At 71.5% G+C, this 20,122-nt stretch carries 19 protein-coding genes; 7 read left to right on the forward strand and 12 right to left on the reverse strand.

All coding sequences use genetic code 11. The features are described 5' to 3' along the window. Positions 1–27 precede the first annotated feature (27 nt). The 6 genes from AC068Z_RS34930 to AC068Z_RS34955 form a co-directional block, all read right to left on the reverse strand. On the reverse strand, positions 28–1,065 hold the full coding sequence (locus AC068Z_RS34930) for a pyridoxal-phosphate dependent enzyme (RefSeq protein ID WP_478565063.1): 1,038 nt from the start codon (positions 1,063–1,065) through the stop codon (positions 28–30). Between the two features lie 95 nt (positions 1,066–1,160). After that, positions 1,161–1,931 carry a class I SAM-dependent methyltransferase gene (locus tag AC068Z_RS34935; RefSeq protein WP_478565066.1) on the reverse strand — a complete coding sequence of 257 codons (771 nt, stop codon included), beginning with the start codon at positions 1,929–1,931 and terminating at the stop codon, positions 1,161–1,163. 18 nt (positions 1,932–1,949) lie between these two features. Next, on the reverse strand, positions 1,950–3,503 hold the full coding sequence (locus AC068Z_RS34940) for an ABC transporter ATP-binding protein (protein ID WP_478565069.1): 1,554 nt from the start codon (positions 3,501–3,503) through the stop codon (positions 1,950–1,952). A gap of 87 nt (positions 3,504–3,590) precedes the next feature. Beyond that, the gene (locus tag AC068Z_RS34945) at positions 3,591–4,415 is read right to left on the reverse strand and encodes an ABC transporter permease (RefSeq protein ID WP_478565072.1); all 825 of its coding nucleotides are present in this window, start codon (positions 4,413–4,415) and stop codon (positions 3,591–3,593) included. Then, complete coding sequence (locus AC068Z_RS34950) at positions 4,412–5,359, reverse strand: ABC transporter permease (RefSeq protein ID WP_478565461.1); 948 nt, start codon at positions 5,357–5,359, stop codon at positions 4,412–4,414. Before AC068Z_RS34950 ends, AC068Z_RS34945 begins: the two co-directional genes overlap by 4 nt. A 2-nt stretch (positions 5,360–5,361) precedes the next feature. Beyond that, the gene (locus AC068Z_RS34955; RefSeq protein ID WP_478565075.1) at positions 5,362–6,912 is read right to left on the reverse strand and encodes an ABC transporter substrate-binding protein; all 1,551 of its coding nucleotides are present in this window, start codon (positions 6,910–6,912) and stop codon (positions 5,362–5,364) included. A gap of 158 nt (positions 6,913–7,070) precedes the next feature. Between AC068Z_RS34955 and AC068Z_RS34960 the strand changes: the two genes are divergently transcribed. Continuing rightward, complete coding sequence (locus tag AC068Z_RS34960; RefSeq protein ID WP_478565078.1) at positions 7,071–7,985, forward strand: universal stress protein; 915 nt, start codon at positions 7,071–7,073, stop codon at positions 7,983–7,985. Positions 7,986–8,040: 55 nt separating this feature from the next. On the opposite strand, the gene AC068Z_RS34965 is transcribed toward AC068Z_RS34960, so the two are convergent. Then, on the reverse strand, positions 8,041–9,237 hold the full coding sequence (locus AC068Z_RS34965) for a M20 metallopeptidase family protein (protein WP_478565081.1): 1,197 nt from the start codon (positions 9,235–9,237) through the stop codon (positions 8,041–8,043). Positions 9,238–9,468: 231 nt separating this feature from the next. Here AC068Z_RS34965 and AC068Z_RS34970 point away from each other — a divergent pair, with 231 nt between their 5' ends. The 4 genes from AC068Z_RS34970 to AC068Z_RS34985 all read left to right on the forward strand — a co-directional run bounded on the left by AC068Z_RS34970 (position 9,469) and on the right by AC068Z_RS34985 (position 14,026). Then, positions 9,469–9,747, forward strand: coding sequence for a polyprenyl synthetase (locus AC068Z_RS34970; RefSeq protein ID WP_478565084.1), 279 nt, complete (start codon positions 9,469–9,471; stop codon positions 9,745–9,747). Then, positions 9,737–10,792 (forward strand): polyprenyl synthetase family protein, encoded by a 1,056-nt coding sequence (locus AC068Z_RS34975; RefSeq protein ID WP_478565087.1) that lies wholly within the window; start codon positions 9,737–9,739, stop codon positions 10,790–10,792. The genes AC068Z_RS34970 and AC068Z_RS34975 overlap by 11 nt, the downstream gene beginning before the upstream one ends. A gap of 50 nt (positions 10,793–10,842) precedes the next feature. After that, the gene (locus AC068Z_RS34980; protein ID WP_478565090.1) at positions 10,843–12,003 is read left to right on the forward strand and encodes an oxygenase MpaB family protein; all 1,161 of its coding nucleotides are present in this window, start codon (positions 10,843–10,845) and stop codon (positions 12,001–12,003) included. 427 nt (positions 12,004–12,430) lie between these two features. After that, entirely contained in the window at positions 12,431–14,026 is a 1,596-nt protein-coding gene (locus AC068Z_RS34985; protein ID WP_478565093.1) for a hypothetical protein, read from the forward strand. 40 nt (positions 14,027–14,066) lie between these two features. Here the strand turns inward: AC068Z_RS34985 and AC068Z_RS34990 are convergent, their stop codons facing one another. Beyond that, on the reverse strand, positions 14,067–14,945 hold the full coding sequence (locus AC068Z_RS34990) for a S1 family peptidase (protein WP_478565096.1): 879 nt from the start codon (positions 14,943–14,945) through the stop codon (positions 14,067–14,069). A 273-nt stretch (positions 14,946–15,218) separates the two neighbouring features. Here AC068Z_RS34990 and AC068Z_RS34995 point away from each other — a divergent pair, with 273 nt between their 5' ends. Next, a complete protein-coding gene (locus tag AC068Z_RS34995) occupies positions 15,219–15,596 on the forward strand; it encodes a hypothetical protein (protein ID WP_478565464.1) in 378 nt (125 codons plus the stop codon). A gap of 9 nt (positions 15,597–15,605) precedes the next feature. Here the strand turns inward: AC068Z_RS34995 and AC068Z_RS35000 are convergent, their stop codons facing one another. The 3 genes from AC068Z_RS35000 to AC068Z_RS35010 all read right to left on the reverse strand — a co-directional run bounded on the left by AC068Z_RS35000 (position 15,606) and on the right by AC068Z_RS35010 (position 18,150). Continuing rightward, positions 15,606–15,938 carry an antibiotic biosynthesis monooxygenase family protein gene (locus AC068Z_RS35000; protein ID WP_478565099.1) on the reverse strand — a complete coding sequence of 111 codons (333 nt, stop codon included), beginning with the start codon at positions 15,936–15,938 and terminating at the stop codon, positions 15,606–15,608. A gap of 116 nt (positions 15,939–16,054) precedes the next feature. Further along, positions 16,055–16,732, reverse strand: coding sequence for a hypothetical protein (locus AC068Z_RS35005; RefSeq protein ID WP_478565102.1), 678 nt, complete (start codon positions 16,730–16,732; stop codon positions 16,055–16,057). 173 nt (positions 16,733–16,905) lie between these two features. Beyond that, positions 16,906–18,150 (reverse strand): MFS transporter, encoded by a 1,245-nt coding sequence (locus AC068Z_RS35010; protein WP_478565105.1) that lies wholly within the window; start codon positions 18,148–18,150, stop codon positions 16,906–16,908. Positions 18,151–18,289: 139 nt separating this feature from the next. Between AC068Z_RS35010 and AC068Z_RS35015 the strand changes: the two genes are divergently transcribed. Next, positions 18,290–19,225 (forward strand): LysR family transcriptional regulator, encoded by a 936-nt coding sequence (locus tag AC068Z_RS35015; RefSeq protein WP_478565108.1) that lies wholly within the window; start codon positions 18,290–18,292, stop codon positions 19,223–19,225. A 24-nt stretch (positions 19,226–19,249) separates the two neighbouring features. Here AC068Z_RS35015 and AC068Z_RS35020 read toward each other — a convergent pair whose 3' ends face one another. Beyond that, a complete protein-coding gene (locus AC068Z_RS35020; protein ID WP_478565111.1) occupies positions 19,250–20,044 on the reverse strand; it encodes an SDR family oxidoreductase in 795 nt (264 codons plus the stop codon). Between the last annotated feature and the right edge of the window lie 78 nt (positions 20,045–20,122).

Below are 20,122 nucleotides of genomic sequence, written 5' to 3' on the forward strand. Positions count from 1 at the left end.
GGAGCGTCGGTTCGGCGGCCGGGGGCGCTAGGCCCGCTCGGGTACCAGCACAGGGGCGGCTGCGCCCAGCAGCGCACTGTCCACGGGCGGCCAGTCCATCGCTGACCATGGGTGGCGCAGCTCGCCCTGCGCGGTGACCTCGTGGGGCCGCATGGAGCCGAGCCCCCTGGCCTCGGGGTGGTGGGCGTAGGCGCTGTCCACGTAGCGGTGCCCGGTGTCGGCGGCCAGGAAGACATACGTACGGCCGGTGTCGCGTTCGCGCTCCCAGAGCGTGGCCAGGTAGGCGGCGCCCGCCGACAGGCCGGCGAAGATGCCGCTGGCGCGCAGGAGTTCGACGGCGCCGGACATGGCGTAGTCGAAGTTGACCCAGTGGATGCGGTCGTACAGCTCGTGCCGGACGTTCTGGAACGGGATGGAGCTGCCGATGCCCGCGATGATCATGTCGGGGTCCAGGACGTGCTCGGCACCGAAGGTGACGCTGCCGAACGGCTGCACCCCGACGAGCGTCACGTCCCGTCCCGCCTCGCGCAGATACGTGGCGATGGCGCCGGTGGACGCCCCGGTGCCGACGCCGCCGACGAGGGACAGCGGCCCCTCGGGGACCTCCTTGCGGACCAGGTCGGCGACTTCGCGGTAGCCGAGGTAGTGGATGGCGTCGTGGTACTGGCGCATCCAGTGGTAGCCGGGGTTCTCGCGCAGCAGTTGGCCGATGCGCTCGACGCGCAGATTCTGGTCCAGGCGCAGGTTCTTGGACGGGCGGACCTGTTCCAGGGTGGCGCCCAGGATCTCCAGTTGGACGCGGAGGGTGCGGTCCACCGTCGTGGAGCCGACGATGTGGCACTTGAGGCCGTAGCGGTGACAGGCGAGGGCGAGCGCGTGCGCGTAGATGCCGCTGGAGCTGTCGACGAGGGTGTCACCGGGCTTGACCTGGCCGGTCTCCACCAGGTGGCGGACCGCGCCGAGTGCCGAGTACAGCTTCATCGTCTCGAAGCGCAGACAGATCGCCCCCGGCGGGACGGTCACGACGTCGGGTTCCTTGACGGCCTCGGCTATGTGCTCGTGCATGGCGAACTCCTCCGGGTCAGGCGGTGTGATGACAGGGCAGGCGGGGTGGTGACGGGGTCAGGGCCGTGGTCACGGTCGGGCGGCGTGGTGACGGGTCAGTCGGCGTGGTGACGGGTCAGCTCGAACAGGTACGCCTGGCAGTTGTCGCCTTCCCAGGTCTGCCGGTGCGCGACGCGGGGCCGGAAGCCGGCCTCGATCGCGTGGGCGACGATGCGTCTGAGCTCGGCGGTGTTGGACACGATCAGGTACACCACGCCGTCCGGGGCGAGCAGTTCGCGCTCGACGATCTGGTCGAGGAAGCGAAGGACGATCTCGGCACCGACGCAGACGTTGCGCACCACCGTCGGGTCGTCGCTGGTCCGCGTCGAGACCGCGGGGGGATTGAAGGTGACCACGTCCAGCCGGGCGGAGTCGGGGAACTCCTCGAACAGGTTGGAGACGAGTGGCCTGAACCGGGTGCCGGGCCGGTCCCCGACGAGACGCGCGTAGTGCTCGGTCGCCGTCGCCACGCTGTCCGGGTGGACGTCGGCCGCGTAGATCTCCCGGGCCCCGAGCGTGCCGGCGATCACGGCCTCGACTCCGAGGCCGACGCCGATCGCCGCGTACGACCTGTCCTTGACGGCGATGGTGCCGTCCAGCAGCCGGTCGTGCACGATCCGGCTGGTGTCGCCGGGCCGGAAGACGCCGGGCGGCAGGGTGAACGTCCAGCCGTGGTACGCGTACGTCCGCTCGGTGTGGATGTCGGACGGGGAGCTGTTGAGCGCCAGTATCTCGTCCCGGGGCAGCGTCTCGGGCAGCGATTCCAGCAGCGCACGGGCGTCATCCCGGGGCGTGGCGGTTTCGCCGGCTGCGTGCCGGTCGGTCATGAGTCCTCCGTTGTCGGGTCAACTGCTTGCACGTGACGGGGGTTTGAGGTCGGCGCCGAGATCCATGGCACGCACGAGGCGCCGGGTGAGCGCGGCTCGGGGCTCCTGCAGCACCTGCTCGGGCGTGCCGGTCTCGACGATGCGGCCGTCGTCGAGGACGAGGACGTGGTGCGCCACGGCGGCCAGGAGCTCCAGGTCATGGCTCACCCACAGCAACGCCGTGCCGTACTCCTCGCGCAGCCGCGCGAGTTCGGCGAGGACCGCTTCAGTGGCCGCCGGGTCGAGGGCCGTGGTGATCTCGTCGCAGATCAGGACGTCCGGGCGGGCGATGGCGGCCCGTGCCAGCGCCGCCCGCTGCAACTCGCCGCCGGACAGGCCGCCCGGCCGCCGGTCGACGACCTGGCCGTGCAGACCCAGTCGGCCGAGCAGCCCGTAGGCGTCCGCCCGCGCGGCGCCGGGAGCCAGCCCGCGCAGCCGTACGGCGCCGCGGGCGACCTGCTCGACCACTGTGCGCCGCTCGTCGAAGGACGAACGGACCTCCTGCCAGACGTACTGCACGCGCCGCTTCTGCTCACGGGTCCGCCGACGCAGAACGGGCAGTGCGGTTCCGTCCAGCAGCACCTCGCCGCGCCGGCGTTCGTGGAGTCCGGCGACGCAGCGGGCGAGGGTGGTCTTGCCGCTGCCGGACAGCCCGGCCACGCCGAGACAGGCACCGGCGGGCAGGTGCAGGTCGATTCCATGCAGGACGGGTCCGCGGCCGCGGCTGTGCAAGTGGGCGGACAGGCCTCGCACTTCGAGCACGGGAGCCTGGTCGGGGGCCTGGGGTGTGTGGCGGGTGGTGGTGACTACGGGCCGGGTGGGCAGGGCTTCGCTGGGAGTGCCGGAGACCAGTACGCGGCCCTGGCCCAGGACGACCACGTGGTCGGCGAGTGCGCGGACCAGGTCCTGATCGTGGCTGAGGAGCAGGATCGCGAGGCCGTCGCGGGCCAGCGCCGCGAGTTCTCCCGCCAGCCGCATCCGGGCCACGGTGTCGAGGCCGGTGCTCGGCTCGTCGAGGACGAGTGCGCGGGGCCGGCACACCAGGGTCTGGGCGAGAGCGACGCGTTGGCGCTGGCCGCCGGAGAACTGGTGCGGGAAGCGCCGCTCGACGTCCCGTCCGGAGGGGAGCTGAGCGGACTCAAGTGCCGTGCTGACGAGTGTCGTTGACGGTGTGCCCGGATGGTGCAGCCGGGCGAGTTCGGCGAGTACGGCGCCGGTGCGGCGGGCCGGGTTGAGGGCGCTGCCCGGGTGCTGGGGCATGTAGGCGACGACCCGGCCGAGCAGTGAGGCCGCGCCAGGGGTCACGCCGTCGTCGTCCACGGCGGTCACGGATCCGACCGTCACCCGCCCGCTCAGCCGTACGCCGGGGCCCGCCTCGCCGAGCAGGGCCAGGGCGGCGGTGGTCTTGCCGCTGCCGGACGGTCCGACGAGCGCGGTCACGCGACCCTCGTGCAACTCGAAGTCGACGGCGTCGAGCAGCACCGTCTCCCCGGCGCGCGCGGTCAGTCCGCGGACGGTGACGAGGGCGGTCATGGGTGGGACTCCTGTACTGGTCGTGGGAGTGGGTGAGGCCGGTCATCGGCCGGTTCGCGTGCGGGGGAGCGGAGGTGATGCGCGCCGTCATCGGACGGCCTCCTGCGTACGGCGCCGGGACCGGGCCAGCGCGCCGTCCGCCAGGAGGTTCAGGCCCACCGTGAACAGGACGAGCAGTGCCGCGGGCGCCAGCACCGCCCATGGCTGGAGCAGCAGGCCCTCCCGGCCGCGCGAGATGCTCACCGCCCAGTCGGGCGCCGTCGGATTCAGCCCGAGCCCGAGGAAGTTCGCCGAGCCGACGAGGAACACGGCGAGGGTGACGCGCGTGCCGACGTCGGCGGCGACCGGCGCGAGTACCGAGCGCGCGATGTGGTCCACCTGAACGCGCACCCGGGATTCCCCTTGGACGCGCAGGGCTTCGGTGACGGGACCGCTGGCCGCGTCCAGCGCAGCCGCCCGTACCAGCCGGGCCACCGGCGGCACATTGACCGCGGCGACGGCGAGGCAGATGGCGACAGGGGAGCCGCGCCAGCCCACCGCGACGACGCTGATCACCAGCAGGGTCGGCAGCGGGAGCAGCACGTCCAGCGGTCGGATGAGGAATTCGTCCGCCCACCGGCGGCGCGTCGAAGCGGCCAGCAGGCCCAGCGAACCGCCGACGAGGTAGGCGAGGGCGACCGCGCCGAGCGCCATGCCCAGCGCGCTGCGTCCGCCGTGCAACAGCAGGGCGAGTACGTCCCGGCCCAGTCCGTCCGTGCCCAGCAGGTGCTCGGAGCCGCTCGCGGCGTACGGTGCGGCCTGCCCGCCGCGCGGTGTCCCGGTGAACAGCGGCCCCAGCACGGCGACACCCACGGGCAGGGCGAGGAGCACGGCGCCGAGTCCCACCGGGCCGGGTCGGTTGAGCAGCTTCACCGCAGTACCTCCGTGCGGGGGACGAGTCGATGGCAGACGAGATCCGCGGCGAGGCTGAACAACAGGGCCGCCGCCGCGACCACCAGGGCCAGGCCCTGCACGGTGGGCACGTCCCGCGCCTCCACGGCCCGCACCAGGGCGGTCGCCACGCCGGGGACGGCGAACACCGCCTCGACGATGAGCACGCCGCCGACCAGGTTGTCGCCCACTCGGGCCAGTTCCTGGATGCCGGGTACGGCCGCGTTGGGCAGGACATGACGCGCGATCAGCGTCCGGCGCGGCACTCCCAGGCGTCGGGCCTGGACGACGTAACTCGCCTTGAGGACCGTCACCATGCCCGCTCGCACCTGCCGCGAGAGGAGGCAGATCATGCGTGCGGACACGACCGCGACGGGGAGGACCAGCAGCGCGGGCCGCAGGAGCAGCTCGTCCGCCGACACCCCCACCCAGGTCGCGGGCAGCCAGCCGAGTTTCAGCGACAGCCCTGCCACCAGCAGCAGCGCCAGCACGAAGTCCGGTACGGCGCTGAGCGTCAGGGAGACCGAGGAGACGGCCCGGTCCAGCCGGCCGCCCTCGCGCAGGCCCGAGGCGATGCCCAGGGCGACCGCGAGGGGGACGACCACGGCGAGTGTCACGGTCGCGAGCACCAGGGTGATGCCGACCGTGTCGATGAGGATGTCCCGCACCGGGCCGCCGCTGACCAGCGAGGTGCCGAGGTCGCCGGTGAGGATGCCGGAAGCCCAGTCGGTGAACCGTTCCGGCAGCGGCCGGTCCAGCTGGAGCTGTTCGCGCAGTGCCGCCACCTGTTCGGGGGTGGCGTCCTCGTTGTTGCGGACGTCGGCCGCGTCGCCCGGCAGCAGCGAGGTCAGGAGGAAGACCAGCACCGCGAGCAGGGCGAGTTGGATTACCGCGAGGGCGAGGCGCTGGAGGGCGTACCCGCGCATCGTCAAGCCAGCCACACCTTGTCGAAGCGGGCCGAGTCCAGGGTGTTGGGCGGAGCCGCCTCGATGCCCCGTACCCGCGACGAGACGGCGTTGAGCCAGTCCGGGTGGCCCCAGACGAGCAGCCCGCCCTCGTCGTGGATCGTGCGCTGCAACTCGCCGTAGAGTGCGCTGCGTTCGGCCTCGTCGGTGGTGGACTGGGCCTTGGCGAAGGTGGCGTCGAAGTCCTTGCGGCGCCAACCGGAGGCGTTGAAGGCCGACTTGGTGAGCAGCCGGTCGTTGATGTAGTTCGGGATGGTCATGGCGCCGGAGCGGTGGCTGCCCAGCACCCCCTTGGTCAGCTGGTCCTTGAAGTAGGTCTCCGACGAACCGGTGGTGATCCTGACCCGGAGTCCGGCGTCGGCGGCCTGCTCGGCGAAGAGCGTGGCCGCCTCCACGAAGCCGGTCGCCACCGAGGAGGTGTAGATGGACAGCGTCTTGTTGAGCACACCGGCCTTCTTCAGCAGGGCGCGTGCCTGAGCGACGTCCCGGGTGCGCTGCGGTATGTCGTCGGGGTAGTACTGGTAGCCCCGGCCGAACATGTCGTTGCCGACCACGCCCTGGCCCGCCAGGACCACGTCGACCAGCTTCTCGCGGTCGGCGAGCAGCTTGAACGCCAGGGTGACATCGGGGTTGTCGAAGGGTTCCTGGTCGCATTTCATGACGATGGCCTGGGCCGTGCTGCCCTTCGCGGCGAGGATCCGCACGGAGTTGTCGGCCTGGACGGTCCGGGCGAAGGTCGGCGTCATCTCGAAGCCGAACTCCGCCTCGCCCGCCCGCAGGGCGTTGCCCCGGGCGTCGGTGTCGGCGGACAGGACGCGCAGTTCGTCGACGTACGCGCCGCCGTCCCAGTGGTCGTCGAACCGCTCGGCGACGAAACTCCGCCCGGCCTGGAAGGACTTCAGCCGGAACGCCCCGGTGCCCACGGCCTTGGCCGGGTCGGAGTACCGAGCGCTCACGACGGCCGTGCCCAGCGTGCCGAGCAGGGCCGGGAAGTCGGCGCTGGGCTGCTTCAGTGCTACCTCGACGACGTTCTTGCCCCTCTGGCGGCTGTTCTTGAGGTCGATGACGGAGAGCAGGCTCTGTGCGAAGTGGGTGGTCGCCTTCGGGTCGAGGATCCGGCCGAAGGTGAACAGCAAGTCCTCGGGTGTGAGCGCCTTGCCGTCGTGGAACAGCGCCTCGCGCAGGGTGAAGCGCCATACGGTGGCGTCGGCGTTGGGCTCCCACTTCTCGGCGAGCCGGGGGACCGGTGCCATGTCGGCGTCCAGGTCCACGAGACGGTCGAACAGCGCCTTGGTGCGGGCCATGTCGATGGCGAGGGCCTCCGCGTGCGGGTCGATGGTCTCCATCTCGCCGCCGCCGGTGAACAGGGCGCGGAACTGTCCGCCGCGCTGCGGCCGCCCCTTGCCGTCCGCCGTCGCGCCGCCGGTCCCGCCACCGCATCCGGCCACCGCCAGAGCGCCGGCGGCCGCGCCGGTCAGGGCCAGGAAATCTCGACGGTTACGCAAGATCGACATGCTGCTCCCAAGGGATCACGTGGAGTGGACCCCGCACCTGGGCCGCCGGACGGGGCGGGCGGTGCGGGGCGTGGCCAGCATGGTCTAGATGAAAATGATTGTCAACATCGTCTGATGGTTCGACAAGCGACGTGACGGCTGACGGGCGCGGGGGGAGAATGGGAGGACACCTCGGCACGCTGGAGGTGGTGGGAGCCATGGTGCGGCCCTTGATCGTGGGCGTAGACGGCTCGGAGCCCAGCCTCCACGCCGTCGACTGGGCCACGGACGCGGCCGTCCGGCACGGCGTTCCGCTGCGGATCGTCCACGCCTCGCTGTGGGAGCGGTACGAGAGCGCGGCCCTGGCGGACACGCCCGGAGCAGACCCGGACGTGGTCACGGAGCACGACCTCGCGCAGAGTGTTGTCGCCACGGCGGCCAAGCGCGCCGGGCAGCGCGCACCGGACCTGGAGATCAGCATCGACGTGGTGCCGGAGGATCCCGCGTCGGCGTTGCTGCACGAGGCCCGGCGCGCCGCCGCCGTTGTGACCGGCGTGCGGGGCAGGGGCCCGCTCAAGGAACTGCTGCTCGGCTCGGTCAGCCTCTCCCTGGCCGCCCGGTCCCCCTGTCCGGTCGTCGTCGTACGCGGCCGGGCGGAGAACCGCACCGCCGGCAACGGCCGCATCGTCGTGGGCATCGGCGGAACCTCGGCCCCGGCCACGGTCCGGTACGCCGTCAAGGAGGCGGCGGCGCGGGGCTGCGAGGTCGAGGCCGCACGGGCCTGGCGGCGCAGGGCCGTGCCGTTCCCCCTGCCGGCCGGACAGCACGCCCATGCCGAATACGAGCAGGCCGCGTTCCTGCTCGCCGAGGCCCTGGACGACGTGGCCGAGGAACACCCCGACGTGCTCGTGCACCGCGCCCTGCTGGAGGGCGCGGCACGTCACGCGCTGGTGGCCAGGTCCTCGGCGGCCGACCTCCTCGTCATCGGAGCGCACCGGCGCAAGGGGCACCTCGGGCTGCAACTCGGCCTGGTGGGACACACTGTGCTGCACCACGCGGAGTGCCCGGTGGCGGTGGTGCCGCAGCACCGATGACGCGACGGCGGTGATGACGCGGTGGCGTTGGTGCCGCGGTACCGATGACGCACTCCTACCCGGCGAGCAACCGCAGCGCCACGGCCGCGTGCAGTGCGACGCCGGCCGCCATCGACTCCTCGTCGAACACGACCCGGCTGGAGTGGCAGTCGGGCACGCCCTCCAGACCGGCGCCGGGCGGACGGGCGCCGAGGAATGCCATCGCGCCAGGCACCCGGCGCAGCACGTACGAGAAGTCCTCGGCGCCCATCATGGGTTCAGGCAGTTCATGCACGGCCTCCGCCCCGAGCAGGCCCTCGGCCGTGTCGCGTACGGCCGCGGCGATGTCGGCGTCGTTGACGACCGGCGGATACCCCTCCGTCAACTCCACCTCCACCGCGGCCGCGTGGGCTGCGGCGACGTGGTGCGCGACCCGGGTGATGCCGTCACGGAGCTTCTGCCGGGTCTCCGGCGTGAGCGTACGGACCGTGCCGAGGATCTCCGCCGTCTCCGGGATGATGTTGCTGGTGGTGCCGGCGTGGATGGAGGCGACGGTCACGACCGCGGGGTCGAACACGTTCACCGTTCGGGTGACCATCGTCTGCAGCGCCTGCACGATCTCGCAGGCCACCGGGATCGGGTCCAGGGTGTGATGGGGCGTGGACGCGTGGCCGGATCGGCCGCGCACGGTCAGGTGGAGGAGATCGGAGGCGGCGAAGGTCGGGCCGGGACGTAGACGCAGTGTTCCACTGTCGAAACGCGTGGTCACGTGCAGGGCGAACGCCGCCTTGACGGGCTCGCCGTCGGGGGTGTCCAGCAGCCCCTCGTCGATCATGGGCTGGGCGCCGCCGCCGGACTCCTCCGCGGGCTGGAACATGAACACCACCCGGCCCGCCAACTCCGTCCGGTGACTCGCCAGCAGCCGTGCGGCGCCGGCCAGCATCGTGGTGTGCAGGTCGTGACCGCAGGCGTGCATGGCGCCGGGCACCTGCGAGGCGAACTCGAGCCCGGTGTCCTCGTGTTGGGGCAGCGCGTCCATGTCGCCCCGCAGGAGAACGGTCGGCCCGGGCCGCGCTCCCTCCAGGACTGCCGTGACCGAGCTGAGCCGCTCGCCGGTGCTGACGTCCAGGCCGAGCCCCTCCAGCGCGGCGAGAACCCTCGCCTGGGTGCGGGGAAGGTCCAGGCCCAGCTCGGGCGTGCGGTGCAGGTCCCGCCTGAGCCGTATGAGATGGGGCAGGAGCTTGTGGGCTTCGGAGCGGAGGTCGACGGTCATCGGGCGGCTCCCTGAAGTCGCTTCACTGCGTCGGCGGGAATCAGTGCCCAGCGGTGGCATCGCTTACGCGCCCGTGTCGGCCACATACCGGGCGGCCGCATTTCGTACGAGTGAGTGAGGCGATCACCTGATGGTGAGTTCCCGCTTCTTCCTGTCCGGTGTGTGGCGATGCTGGAACGGACGGTGCGCCCAGCTGGTGCGAACCGGCTGCGCTGAGGGTGGGGGAGCTGGATGACGCACGAAGCGGGACGACGCGGGGGCCTTGACGAGCAAGCCCTCTTACTCGCGGCCGGGTTAGCCGATTTGGCGGTGAGCACTGCGAGTACGGCTCTCGGGACGCTGCGAGGGCTGCTGCGCCGCTCGGACACCGCGGAGCTGGCGGCGGACGCCGAGCACGACCTGATGGCGCGCGGTCGCCTCGTGCTGGACCGGTACGCCGCCCCACCCCCCGCCCACCTGGAGATCCTCGCCCGGCACGTCCTGGCGAGGCAGGCCGCCGATGACGCCTGAGCGGTGGGAGCCGGCCGCCTTCAAGACCCGCGTCGACGAGGTGCTCCACCGGTTCGTCGCCGAGGAGGCCGAGCAGATCGCGGCCATCGACCCGGCGCTGCACCCGGTGGCCGAGCAGCTAGCGTCGGCGGCCCGGGACGGCAAACGGCTGCGGGCGGCGTTCTGTTACTGGGGCTGGCGTGCGGCGGGCCAGCCCGACAGTGACGCGCTGGTGCGTGCGGCGACCTCGATGGAACTGGTCCACGCCGCCGCCGTCGTCCACGACGACCTCATCGACGACAGCCCGCTGCGGCACGGCCGCCCCGCCGCCCACATCGCCCTGCGCGATGCCGTACGCCGTCGCCCCCGCGCCGCGACTGCCGCCAGGTCGCTGGCGATGCTGGTGGGGGACCTGCTGATGTCCCTGGCCGGGCAGTTGTTCGCGACCAGCGGTCTGCCCGCCGCGTACCTGGCGCGGGCCCGCCCCCTGTGGTCCGTGCTGGCGCGCGAGCTGATCGCCGGGGAGTGCCTGGAGATCCTGCACACCGGAGCCGTGCCGGACACCGCGGCTTCGCTGAAGGTGATCCGGTACAAGACCGCCAAGTACACCGTCGAACAGCCCCTGTTGATCGGCGGGGCGCTGGCCGGTGCGAACGGGCGTCTGCGCGAGGGCTATTCGGCGTACGGGCTGCCGCTCGGTGAGGCGTTCCAGCTCCGGGACGACCTGATCGGTCTCTTCGGCGACCCGCACCGGACCGGCAAGGCGAACGCCGACGACGTGCACGGACACCGGCCCACTGCCCTGCTCGCGGAGACCTGGCGTCTCGCCGACGAGGACGACCGCAGGCGACTGCGCTCTCTCCTGGGCCGCCGGGATCCGGACGGTGACGCAACGGACGCGGTGCGCGAGGTGATGCGCAGGCTGAGGACGCCGGACCGCGTCGAGGCCATGATCAGCGCAAGGGTCGAGGAAGCGCTCGACGCCGTCCACGCCATGGACGTAACCCCACAAGCCGCAACCGCCCTGACCGCGCTGGCGCATTCGGCGACGGTCCGCATGTCCTGACGCCCTACTCCAGTGACCGCGGACGCCCGTGGGCGAGAAGGAGCCTTGCCGTGACCTACACCGAAGCATCGATGGACGCCCTGCGTCGAGCCGGTGACGAACTCGCCGACGCCACCGTCGCCGCACTCTTCGAGCGCGGGGAAGTGGGCAAGTTCAACACTCTCATGCGCTACGTCTCCACCGTCGGATCCCCGCTCCCGGAGGGCCTGCCCGACGTCGCCCGGGAGTACCTCCAGGCCACGAGCGTCCCGCCGGACTGGGTCGACTGGGGGGAGATGGAGAAGGCACGGCTGTTCTTCATCGATAACAACGTGCACATCTCCACCGCGCTGTCCTTCGCGTCCATGCCCGCCTGCTATCTCGTCCCGCACGTGGCGAAGCTCCTGTCGGCCACGCACGGGTTGAAGTACCCCTCCAAACGCATGGCGGAGACCGGCCAGTTCACCGTCTACCTCATGCAGCCCGGAGCCTTCGAGGCCGGCAGCCGCTTCATCCCGGCCGCCCAGAAGGTCCGCCTCCTGCACGCCTCCATTCGCCACCACCTCCAGCGTGAGAACCGCTGGGACACCGACGTGCTCGGCACGCCGATCTGCCAGGAGGACATGATCGGCGGGCAGATGTTCTTCTCCCTGCTCGTGCTGGACAGCCTGCACCGCCTCGGCATCCACATGTCGGAGGAAGGCGCGGAGGCCTACTACTACGCCTGGCGCGTGGTCGGCGCGATGCTGGGCGTCGACCAGGAGGCGGTCCCCAAGTCCCTCGCCGAAGCACGCCTGTTCCTCGACCGGTACATGATCCGGCACATGGGACCGTCCGAGGAAGGCGCGCACCTGACCCGGCAGCTCATCGACCTCTACGAGGAGGTCGTCCCCGGAACCTTCTTCGACCCGATCGTCTCCTCCCTCATCCGCCACCTCGTCGGCGACACCTGCGCCGACTGGCTTCAGGTGGCCCGCACCCCCTGGGACACCGTCGTCAAGGCCGTACCCCACCTCCTCGGCGTGCTGGAGACCATCGAGGACCGGTCCCCGCTCGGCGCCTGGGCCCTGGACCGCCTGGGCCACCTCACCACGATCCTCGAACTGTCCTCGCTGACCCGGGGCCGCGTCATGCACTACGCCATCCCCGAGCAACTGAAGAAGGACTACGGCCTGTCCACCGCGGTGCCCCGCACCCGGCGATGGACTCCGCCCACGGCGACGGTCTCGTGAGGACGGCGGTCCAGGAACTCGATCAGCCGCGTCTCCGAACGCATCAGCCGTTCCCGCCGCTCAGGCGGCAGTGACGCCAGCGCGTCGACGAGCACTTCACCGCGGGGGACATGCACCATCGCGCCGGAGTAGATCCGGCACCCGGAACACCAGCCGAGCCCCACGCACCGCTCGAACAAGGGGGATTCCGGCGGATGGAAGCGGTACTGATAGGAGCGGACGGGCGTTCCGCAGACGGCGCAGACCCGTCGCTCCCCATCGAAGACCGTGTCCCAGACCCCGACTTTGCGCCAGGGCTGCCATCCGGCCGATGCTCTTCAAGTCGTCATGTCGAGCATTCTCCCCCACAGCAGAGCGACGAGCGGTGCCGAACCGGGCATTCCCTTGCAACACTCCCCACCATGGACTCGGCCGGGGGAGGCGCGAGATGGACCGACTGCACACTGATCAACGACTCGGCACCGGAGAGGAACTGACGTCGAACAACTCCCGGGTGCGCCTGGTGATGCAGGGGGACGGAAACCTCGTCCTCTATCGCACGGACGACGGGGCCGCACTGTGGTCCTCGGACACCTGGCAGCAACCCGGCACCCACGCCGTGATGCAGGGGGACGGGAACTTCGTCTTGTACACGGCGGAGGAGAAACCGCTCTGGGCCACCCACACCGACGGCAATCCCGGGTCCTGGATCGTTCTGCAGGATGACGGGAATCTCGTCCTCTACAGCGCCGCCAATCTCGCCCTGTGGGCATCGGGCACCGTCCAACGCTTCGGCCCGGCCTCCGTCCCCGGCTTCCTGCCCTCGACCCGGGCCCCCTTGTTCCGTAATGGCCCGTGGCCGCCCGGTACCGCACTGCAGATCTCCGTCCCCGGACTTCCGGGCACCTCCGTGGACGCGACCGGGATGGGGCTGTGCGGGGGCATGTCGTTCCTGGCCAGGGACATCCACGAGAGCGGGACACCGCAACTGCGCGGACGGATCTCCACGCGAATCCCCCTGGAACTGGCCCAGCACATTCTCGGGCGCCTCATCGACAGCTTCAACGGTCCCGCACTGATTCAGCGCTGGCTCGCGGAAACCCAGGCCCTCGACCACGAGACCGTGTTCTGGGGACCCGGGCTCTTCCACCGGACCATCGACGAAGTGCCCGGCATCCTCGACGACATCGACCGCGGCATTCTGTGCCCGATCGGCCTCGTCCTGGTCCGGTCGTACGCCCCCTGGGACGTGTTCAAGAACCATGTCGTGCTGGTGTGGGGCTACGAGCGGCATGGCGACGTCCTCACCCTGCGCGTCTACGACTGCAACGAACCCGGCAAGGACGACATCGTCATCCAGCTGGACATCAGCTCCCACCGCCCGGCCAAGACCATCACCACGAACGGCACGGACGGTGAGGTGCCCGGCCAGATCCGCGGGTTCTTCCGCATCCCGTACGCGCCGGCCGACCCCGGTCCGGCCTACGTCGACGGCGCCTCCGTCCGGATGACCGTGCCGCCACCCACCCCGATGGGGACCGGCGCCCGCTCCCACGTGACCATCACCGCGGAGAACAGCGGCTCAACCACCTGGACCCTGCGCGACCACTACCGCCTGGGCAGTCAGGCCCCCCAGGACAACACCGTGTGGGGGACGGGCCGGGTCGAGCTGCCGCAGGCTTCGGTGGATCCGGGTAACAGCGCCGTGTTCCAGTTCGACGTCACCGCTCCCGCCGCGGCAGGCAGGTACGCCTTCTGCTGGCAGATGGTGCGTGAAGGAGTCCGCTGGTTCGGCCAGGCCGGCCCCCGTGTGCACGTGGCCGTCGGATCCACCAGCGGAGTCTGCGACGAACTGCGCGTCCAGTACGAGGACTTCGCCCAGCAGCTCGATGACGTGCTGAGGGAACTCGAAGGCATCGACTGGAGCGACCCGTACGAGGCCAGGCGCGAGGCCACGCGCCTGAACAAGCAGGCCAGGACGCTGCGAGACCACCTCGACGTGGTGGAACGCAACCAGCAGACACACGGGTGCGCGCCCAGCTGACGCTCGCTCCTGGCCACCTGCCGACGCGGGGAGCGGTTCGTCAGTAGACGGACAGCCCGTAGGCGGACAGGGCCTCCTGGATCGGCTGGTAGTACGTGGTGCCGCCGGTGGTGCAGTTGCCGGTGCCGCCGGAGAGGATGCCGATGACCTTGTCACCCGCGTACAGGGGGCCGCCGCTGTCGCCGGGCTCGGCGCAGATGTTGGTCTGGATGAGTCCGTAGACGATCTCGCCGCCGCCGTAGTTGACGGTCGCGTTGAGCGCGGTGACTCTGCCGCAGCGGACACCGGTGGTCGCGCCCCGTCGGCAGACGCTCTGGCCGACGTAGGCGCTCGCGGTGCCGGTGACGTCTACGGTTCCGATGGTGCCGGGGTGCGGTACGCCCGCGTTGGCGTAGCGCACGAGGCCGAAGTCGTTGCCCGGGAAGCTGGTGCTGGTCGTCGGGCCGATCGCGGTGGTCTGGGCGGAGCTGGTGTACCAGGTGGACGTGGCTTCCGTGCAGTGGCCGGCGGTGACGAAGTAGTACGTGGTCCCGCTGCGTACGTTGACCCCGGCCGAACAGCGCAGGCCGGCACCGTAGACGCCGTCGCCGCCCGACACGAGGGCGCGGAGCCGGTCGTTCTGCCGTACGAGGGTGACGGCGCCCTCGAAGCGCGCGGCGAGGCCCCGAAGTCGGGCGAGATCGGTGTCCGTGACCGTGGTGTCGGCGTGGATCCGCAGAGTCCCCGTGCGCTGGTCGACGGCCCAGGACGTCCCGGCGATCCCCAGCTCCTCGACAGCCGAAGCGGCACGTGTCGCTCTCTGCTCCGCGGGCGCGGCGACCGCGCTCGTCCCGGACACGGCGAGGACGGCCACGACGAGCAGGCTCAGCAGGCGGGCGGTCGGCCCGAGACGTCCCTTGGTGGTACGGCGTGCAGTCATCGCCCACAACTCCCCGAAAGACTCGGTTGGTTGGCCACGTGCTGCCGGGGTGATACGGCGTCCGCCGTACCGCCTGTTGGAAACGGCGGCGCCCATTGTGCCGTGGCCACCGCGGTCGCGGGTAGGTCGCCTTCAGGCCGCGGGCAGGCCGTCGGACCCCGGTGCGGGCGGGCCGGGGGCGACGCGATAGGGAAGGGGGCACATCAAGCGCAACACCCCTGAGAACCGGAGTACTTCGTGAGACTCGTGCCGCGCTCCCCGTCCGGCTGGACCATGTCCGTGTTCGGCGTCCTCGCCGCCGCCCTGGGTGTCGTAGGGCTGATCGCGCCGGACGCCCTCCTCACCGTCATGGGATTCACGGATCCCGACGGCTCCGGGCGGGCGCGGGGAGACCACACCCTGGTGTTCGTGACCGCCTCCTCCATGGCGGCGGTCAACATGGGTGTGTACTACGTGCTGGCCGCCGCCTCCGACTGGAAGGCGTTCTTCCGCTGGACCGTGCCCTTCCGGCTGCTGACGTGCACGGTCTTCACGCTCGCGGTGATCGGCGACCGGGCCCCCGCCGCGTTCCTGGGGGTCGGTCTGTGGGAGGGGCTCGGCGCGCTGCTCACCGGCGCGGCTCTCCGTCACGAGGCGCGGCGCACCCCGTAACCGTGGACGCTAGTCCCGCTTGGGTGCCGCCTGCTGCACCACGTCGAAGGACCACAGGGTGGAACCGCTGGCCGCGGGCTTGGGGCGCTCGCCGCCCTCCGTGCCGCCGCCGCCCTGGTGGGCCGCCTTCATCGGTCCCTCCATCCAGGCCTGGAAGGACTCCTCGTCGCGCCAGCGCGTGTAGACGAGGTAGTTGTCGGTGCCCTCGACGGGCCGGAGGAGTTCGAACCACTCGAAGCCGTCGGAGCTCTCCACGGCGTGCGCGCGGGAGGCGAAGCGCTTCTCGAGCGTCTCGCGCTGCTCGGCGGGGACGGCCAGTACGTTGATCTTGACTACGCTCATGGTGCTCATCCTGCCGCACGCTGTCCGGTGGACGAGCGTCGCCCCGCGCGGGACGACGCGTCGGCCGGGGAGGCGCCTCGGCCGGGGAGGGGCGTCGGCCGGGGATGCGCCTCCGCTCACACCTCTTCCGGGAGTACGTCGGCCAGCGGCTCGCCCGCTCCCCAGCGGCGCAGTGCCGAGCCGTCGAGCAGACGGGTCGTGCCGTCCCGTCGCGCCCACTGGATGTCGCGGGCCGCGAACGTGCCCCGGTGCACGACCAGACGTAGGCCCTCCTCGGCGGGCTTGTCGCGGCGCGTCGGGGGGTGGGGTGGGTCCTCGTCGGGCAGGGGTTCCGCCACGGGCCGGAAGGCGACGTCGAGGTGACCGCCGTCAGTGTTGCGCGCGCACACCCGGGGCCGGTCCGGCGCGGGCATCAGCCGTACCCGCCAGCCGTCCCGGCGCAGCATGCGCGCGACGGCCAGCGCGAGGCCCTGGGTGTCGAGTTCCTGGAGATCGTCCGGTGTGTAGTGGCCGGTGCGCCGGCGGGCATCCGGCCGCCGACGCCGTACCCACAGCGCCACGGCACCCACCACGCCCAGGACACCGAGGAGCGGCACCACGAACCCCGCGGCCCGGTATCCCCAGGCCAGCAGCGCCACCACGGCGCACACGGCCGCCACCGTCAGCACGAGCGCGGGCAGCACATCGCGGAACCTCGGCCCGTAGAGCCCGCCGGCTCGCAGCAGGCGCACGGCCTGCCGCCGTTGCGCGCGACGGGAGTGGGAAGGGCCGGAGGTCCACAACAGGCGCGCCATGGTGTCAGCCCCCCAGTGCCTCCCCGATGCCACCGCTCTGTGCATACCCGTCCATGCGCTCAAGTAGCCCATGGATGAACGGAATTGAGCCACTTGTGGAAGTGCGGGCGGGGTCGGTTGTGGCGGCTCGGGCGGTTGTGGCTGATCAGGTGCGGCCCCGCTGTTGTCGCTGATCAGGTGCGGCTCGGCGCCGACGCCGGCTCCGGATGCGGTGTCGGCGCTTGGCGGGGCAGCAGGAGGGGGGTGGTCAGCAGGAGCACGCCGGCCAGGGCGATGGCGGTGCGTGGGCCGAGGAGGCTGCCGAGTACGCCCCACAGGGCGGTCAGGAGTGCGGTCGCGGCCTTTGTCGTCACCGTCCACGCGGACAGGGTGCGGGTGACGCGGTCGGTCGCGGTGCGCTGGAGGCGGTAGGTGGCGTGGACAGGGTTGAAGACCGCGCAGCAGAAGATGAGCCCGAGTTCGACGCCGATGACCAGCAGCAGCCCTGCGGTGCCCGGCCCCAGGAAGGCCAGGCCGACGGGCCAGATCGCCCGCAGCGTCCCGGCCGCGATCAGCACCTGGTGCTGGCCGAACCGGGAGACGAGGCGTCGGGCGAGGCGGGCGCCGAGCAGCCCGGCGATCGACGGTACGGCGAAGGCGAGGCCGTACTGCCAGGGGGTGAACCCGAGTCGGCCGAGCATGAGGACGGCCAGCAGGGGCGAGGTGGCCATGACCAGGCCGTTGAACAGGGCCGTGTTGAAGAACAGCGGACGCAGGGTGGTGTCGGCGAGGATGTACCGCCACCCGGCGATCAGATCCCCGGCGCGCAGGCGCGCGGCCTCCGGGCGATCGGGGCGCGGCTCGTGCCCGCCCATCGCGCGGATGCCCAGGGCCGAGAGCAGGTGGCTGACCGCGTCGGCCACCACCGTCGCCACCGGCCCGAGAAGTCCGATCGCGGCGCCACCCAGGGGCGGCCCGATGATCGCGGTGGTCCAGGTCGTCGACTCGAAACGGGCGTTGGCGACGAGCAGGTCCTGGTCCGGCAGCAGTGTCTTCAGGTACGCGCCCGAGGCGGCGCGGAAGGTGATGTCGGCCGCCGCGACGACGACCGAGACCAGCAGGAGCTGGAGAAAGGTGAGCGCCCCGAGCGCGAAGGCGGCGGGGATCGTCAGCAGCGCCGCGCACCGCACCAGGTCCGTCGCGATCAGTACCGGCCGCTTGCGGCGGAACTCCACCCACGGTCCGAGCGGCACCGCCACCGCCGCGCCCACGGCAGCCCCCATGGAGGACAGCGCGGCGACCTCGGCGGGTGAGGCGTCCAGCACCTCGATGGCGATGAGCGGGAAGGCGCCGAAGGCGAGCCAGGTGCCGAGCGCGCTGGTCCCGTAGGCAGCCCACAGCCATCCGAAGGCCCGCCCGAGCCGGTGCTCGCTGCTCATCCCCGCTTGCCTCTCGTGTCTGCCGCTCCGCACAACCAGTCCGTGTCCTGGAGCATCAAAGCGGGCACATGGCCTGGGGATCAAACAACCGGGAGCCCGTTGAGCCACAACCGGTGGTTGTGGTCGTAGGGTGTGGGGTGTGGATCTCGACAGCGTGAGGACCTTCGTCGCCGTCGCCGAGGCGGGGCAGTTCCAGCAGGCCGCCGCCGAGCTGGCGATCACCCAGCAGGCGGTCTCCAAGCGCATCGCCGCCCTGGAACGCGCCCTCGGGGTGCGGCTGTTCACCCGCACCCCACGAGGCGCGGAGCTCACCATCGACGGGCAGGCGTTCCTGCCCCACGCGCGCGAGTTGTTGCGGATCGCCGACCGGGCCGCCGCGTCCGTCCGCCCCGCCGACCGTCCGCTGCGCGTCGACGTGATCGCCTCACGCGGCGCGGCCTCGGGCCTGATGCGCGCCTTCCACCGCGCGTACCCCGACATCGATCTCGACGTGGTGTGGCTGTTCGAGATCGAGAAGGCCGTGGCCGCGCTGCGCTCCGGTGCGATCGACGCCTCCTTCCGGGCGGTCGGCGCGCCGGGCCGGCCGACGGGAGAGGATCTTGACTCGGTCCGGGTGCTCGACGAGCCGCTGGAGCTTTTGACCGGCCCGGAGCACGCGCTGGCGGGCGCGCGGTCCGTGCCGCTGGCTCAGCTGGCCGGGCACCGGATCTGGATGCCCGGCATCGTCCCCGGCACCGAGTGGGCGGCCTACTACGACGACCTCGTCGCCGAGTTCGGCCTCACCATCGAGGCGACCGGCCCCAACTTCGGCTCCGACGCGCTCCTGGACACCGTCGCCGACACCCCGGCGCTGGCCACCTTCATGGGAGCGCACACCCGACTGGTCTGGCCGGCCGGGCACGACCTGCGCCGCATCCCGATCACCGACCCCACCCCCGTCTATCCGCACTCCCTCCTCTGGCACCGCGACAACCCCCACCCGGCGCTGGCCACGCTCCGTGCCCATCTCGCAGCGTCGACGGCCGCCCCTGACGCCGTGGGAACGTGGACACCGGAATGGGCGAAGGGGACTTGAGCAGCGGCACTGGGACCACGTGCCCTATGCGAGGCCACCGTTGCTCATCAACAACTGGCCGTTGACCCAACCGCCTTCCCGGGAGCACAGGAAGTCCACGAGGTGCGCGGTGTCCTGGGGGGTGCCGAGGCGGCCGAGCGGCGTGCTGCGTACGCAGTGCTCGCGGACCTCCTCGGACATCCAGCCCGTGTCGACCGGTCCGGGGTTGATCGTGTTGGCGGTGACACCGAGGTGCGCGAGCTCGCGGGCGGCGGCCAGGGTGATGCGGTCGAGGGCGCCCTTGCTGGCGCCGTAGGGCAGGTTGCCGACGGTGTGATCGCTGGTGAGGGCGATGACCCGACCGGTTCCCGGCTTTGCGGCGAAGCGGCGCCCGAACTCCCGGATGAGCAGCCAGGTCGCGCGGGCGTTGACGGCGAAGTGCCGGTCGAAACTCTCGACGGTGGTGTCGAGGAGACCGGAGTCGACGGACTCGCAGTGGCACATGACCAGCGCGGTGACCTTGCCGAGCCGTTCCTCGGCCTCGTCGAAGACACGCGCCGGGGTGCCCGGATCGGCGAGATCCGCCTCGATCGCCGCACTGGAGGCGCCGCGTCCGGCCAACGCCCGACTGATCGCCTCGGTCGCGCCGGGCTCCCGGCCCCACTCCATGCGGTCGTCGTAGGGGGTCCAGTAGGTGAACGCGATGTCCCAGCCCGACGCGGCCAGTTGACGAGCGATGCCGGCGCCGATGCCGACGGTGCGGCCCACTCCGGTCACGAGGGCGAGTGGGCGGGTGGTGGGGATCCCGCTGGGGGCGCCTTGATCACTGCTGGTGTTCACGACCCGAGATCGTCCAGGATCGGGCGCGGAAGCGTCAATCGCATTCCAGCGCCCGGATGAAGCGCAGTTGGCGTGCCG

The sequence above is a fragment of the Streptomyces sp. NPDC043726 genome (assembly GCF_056436565.1).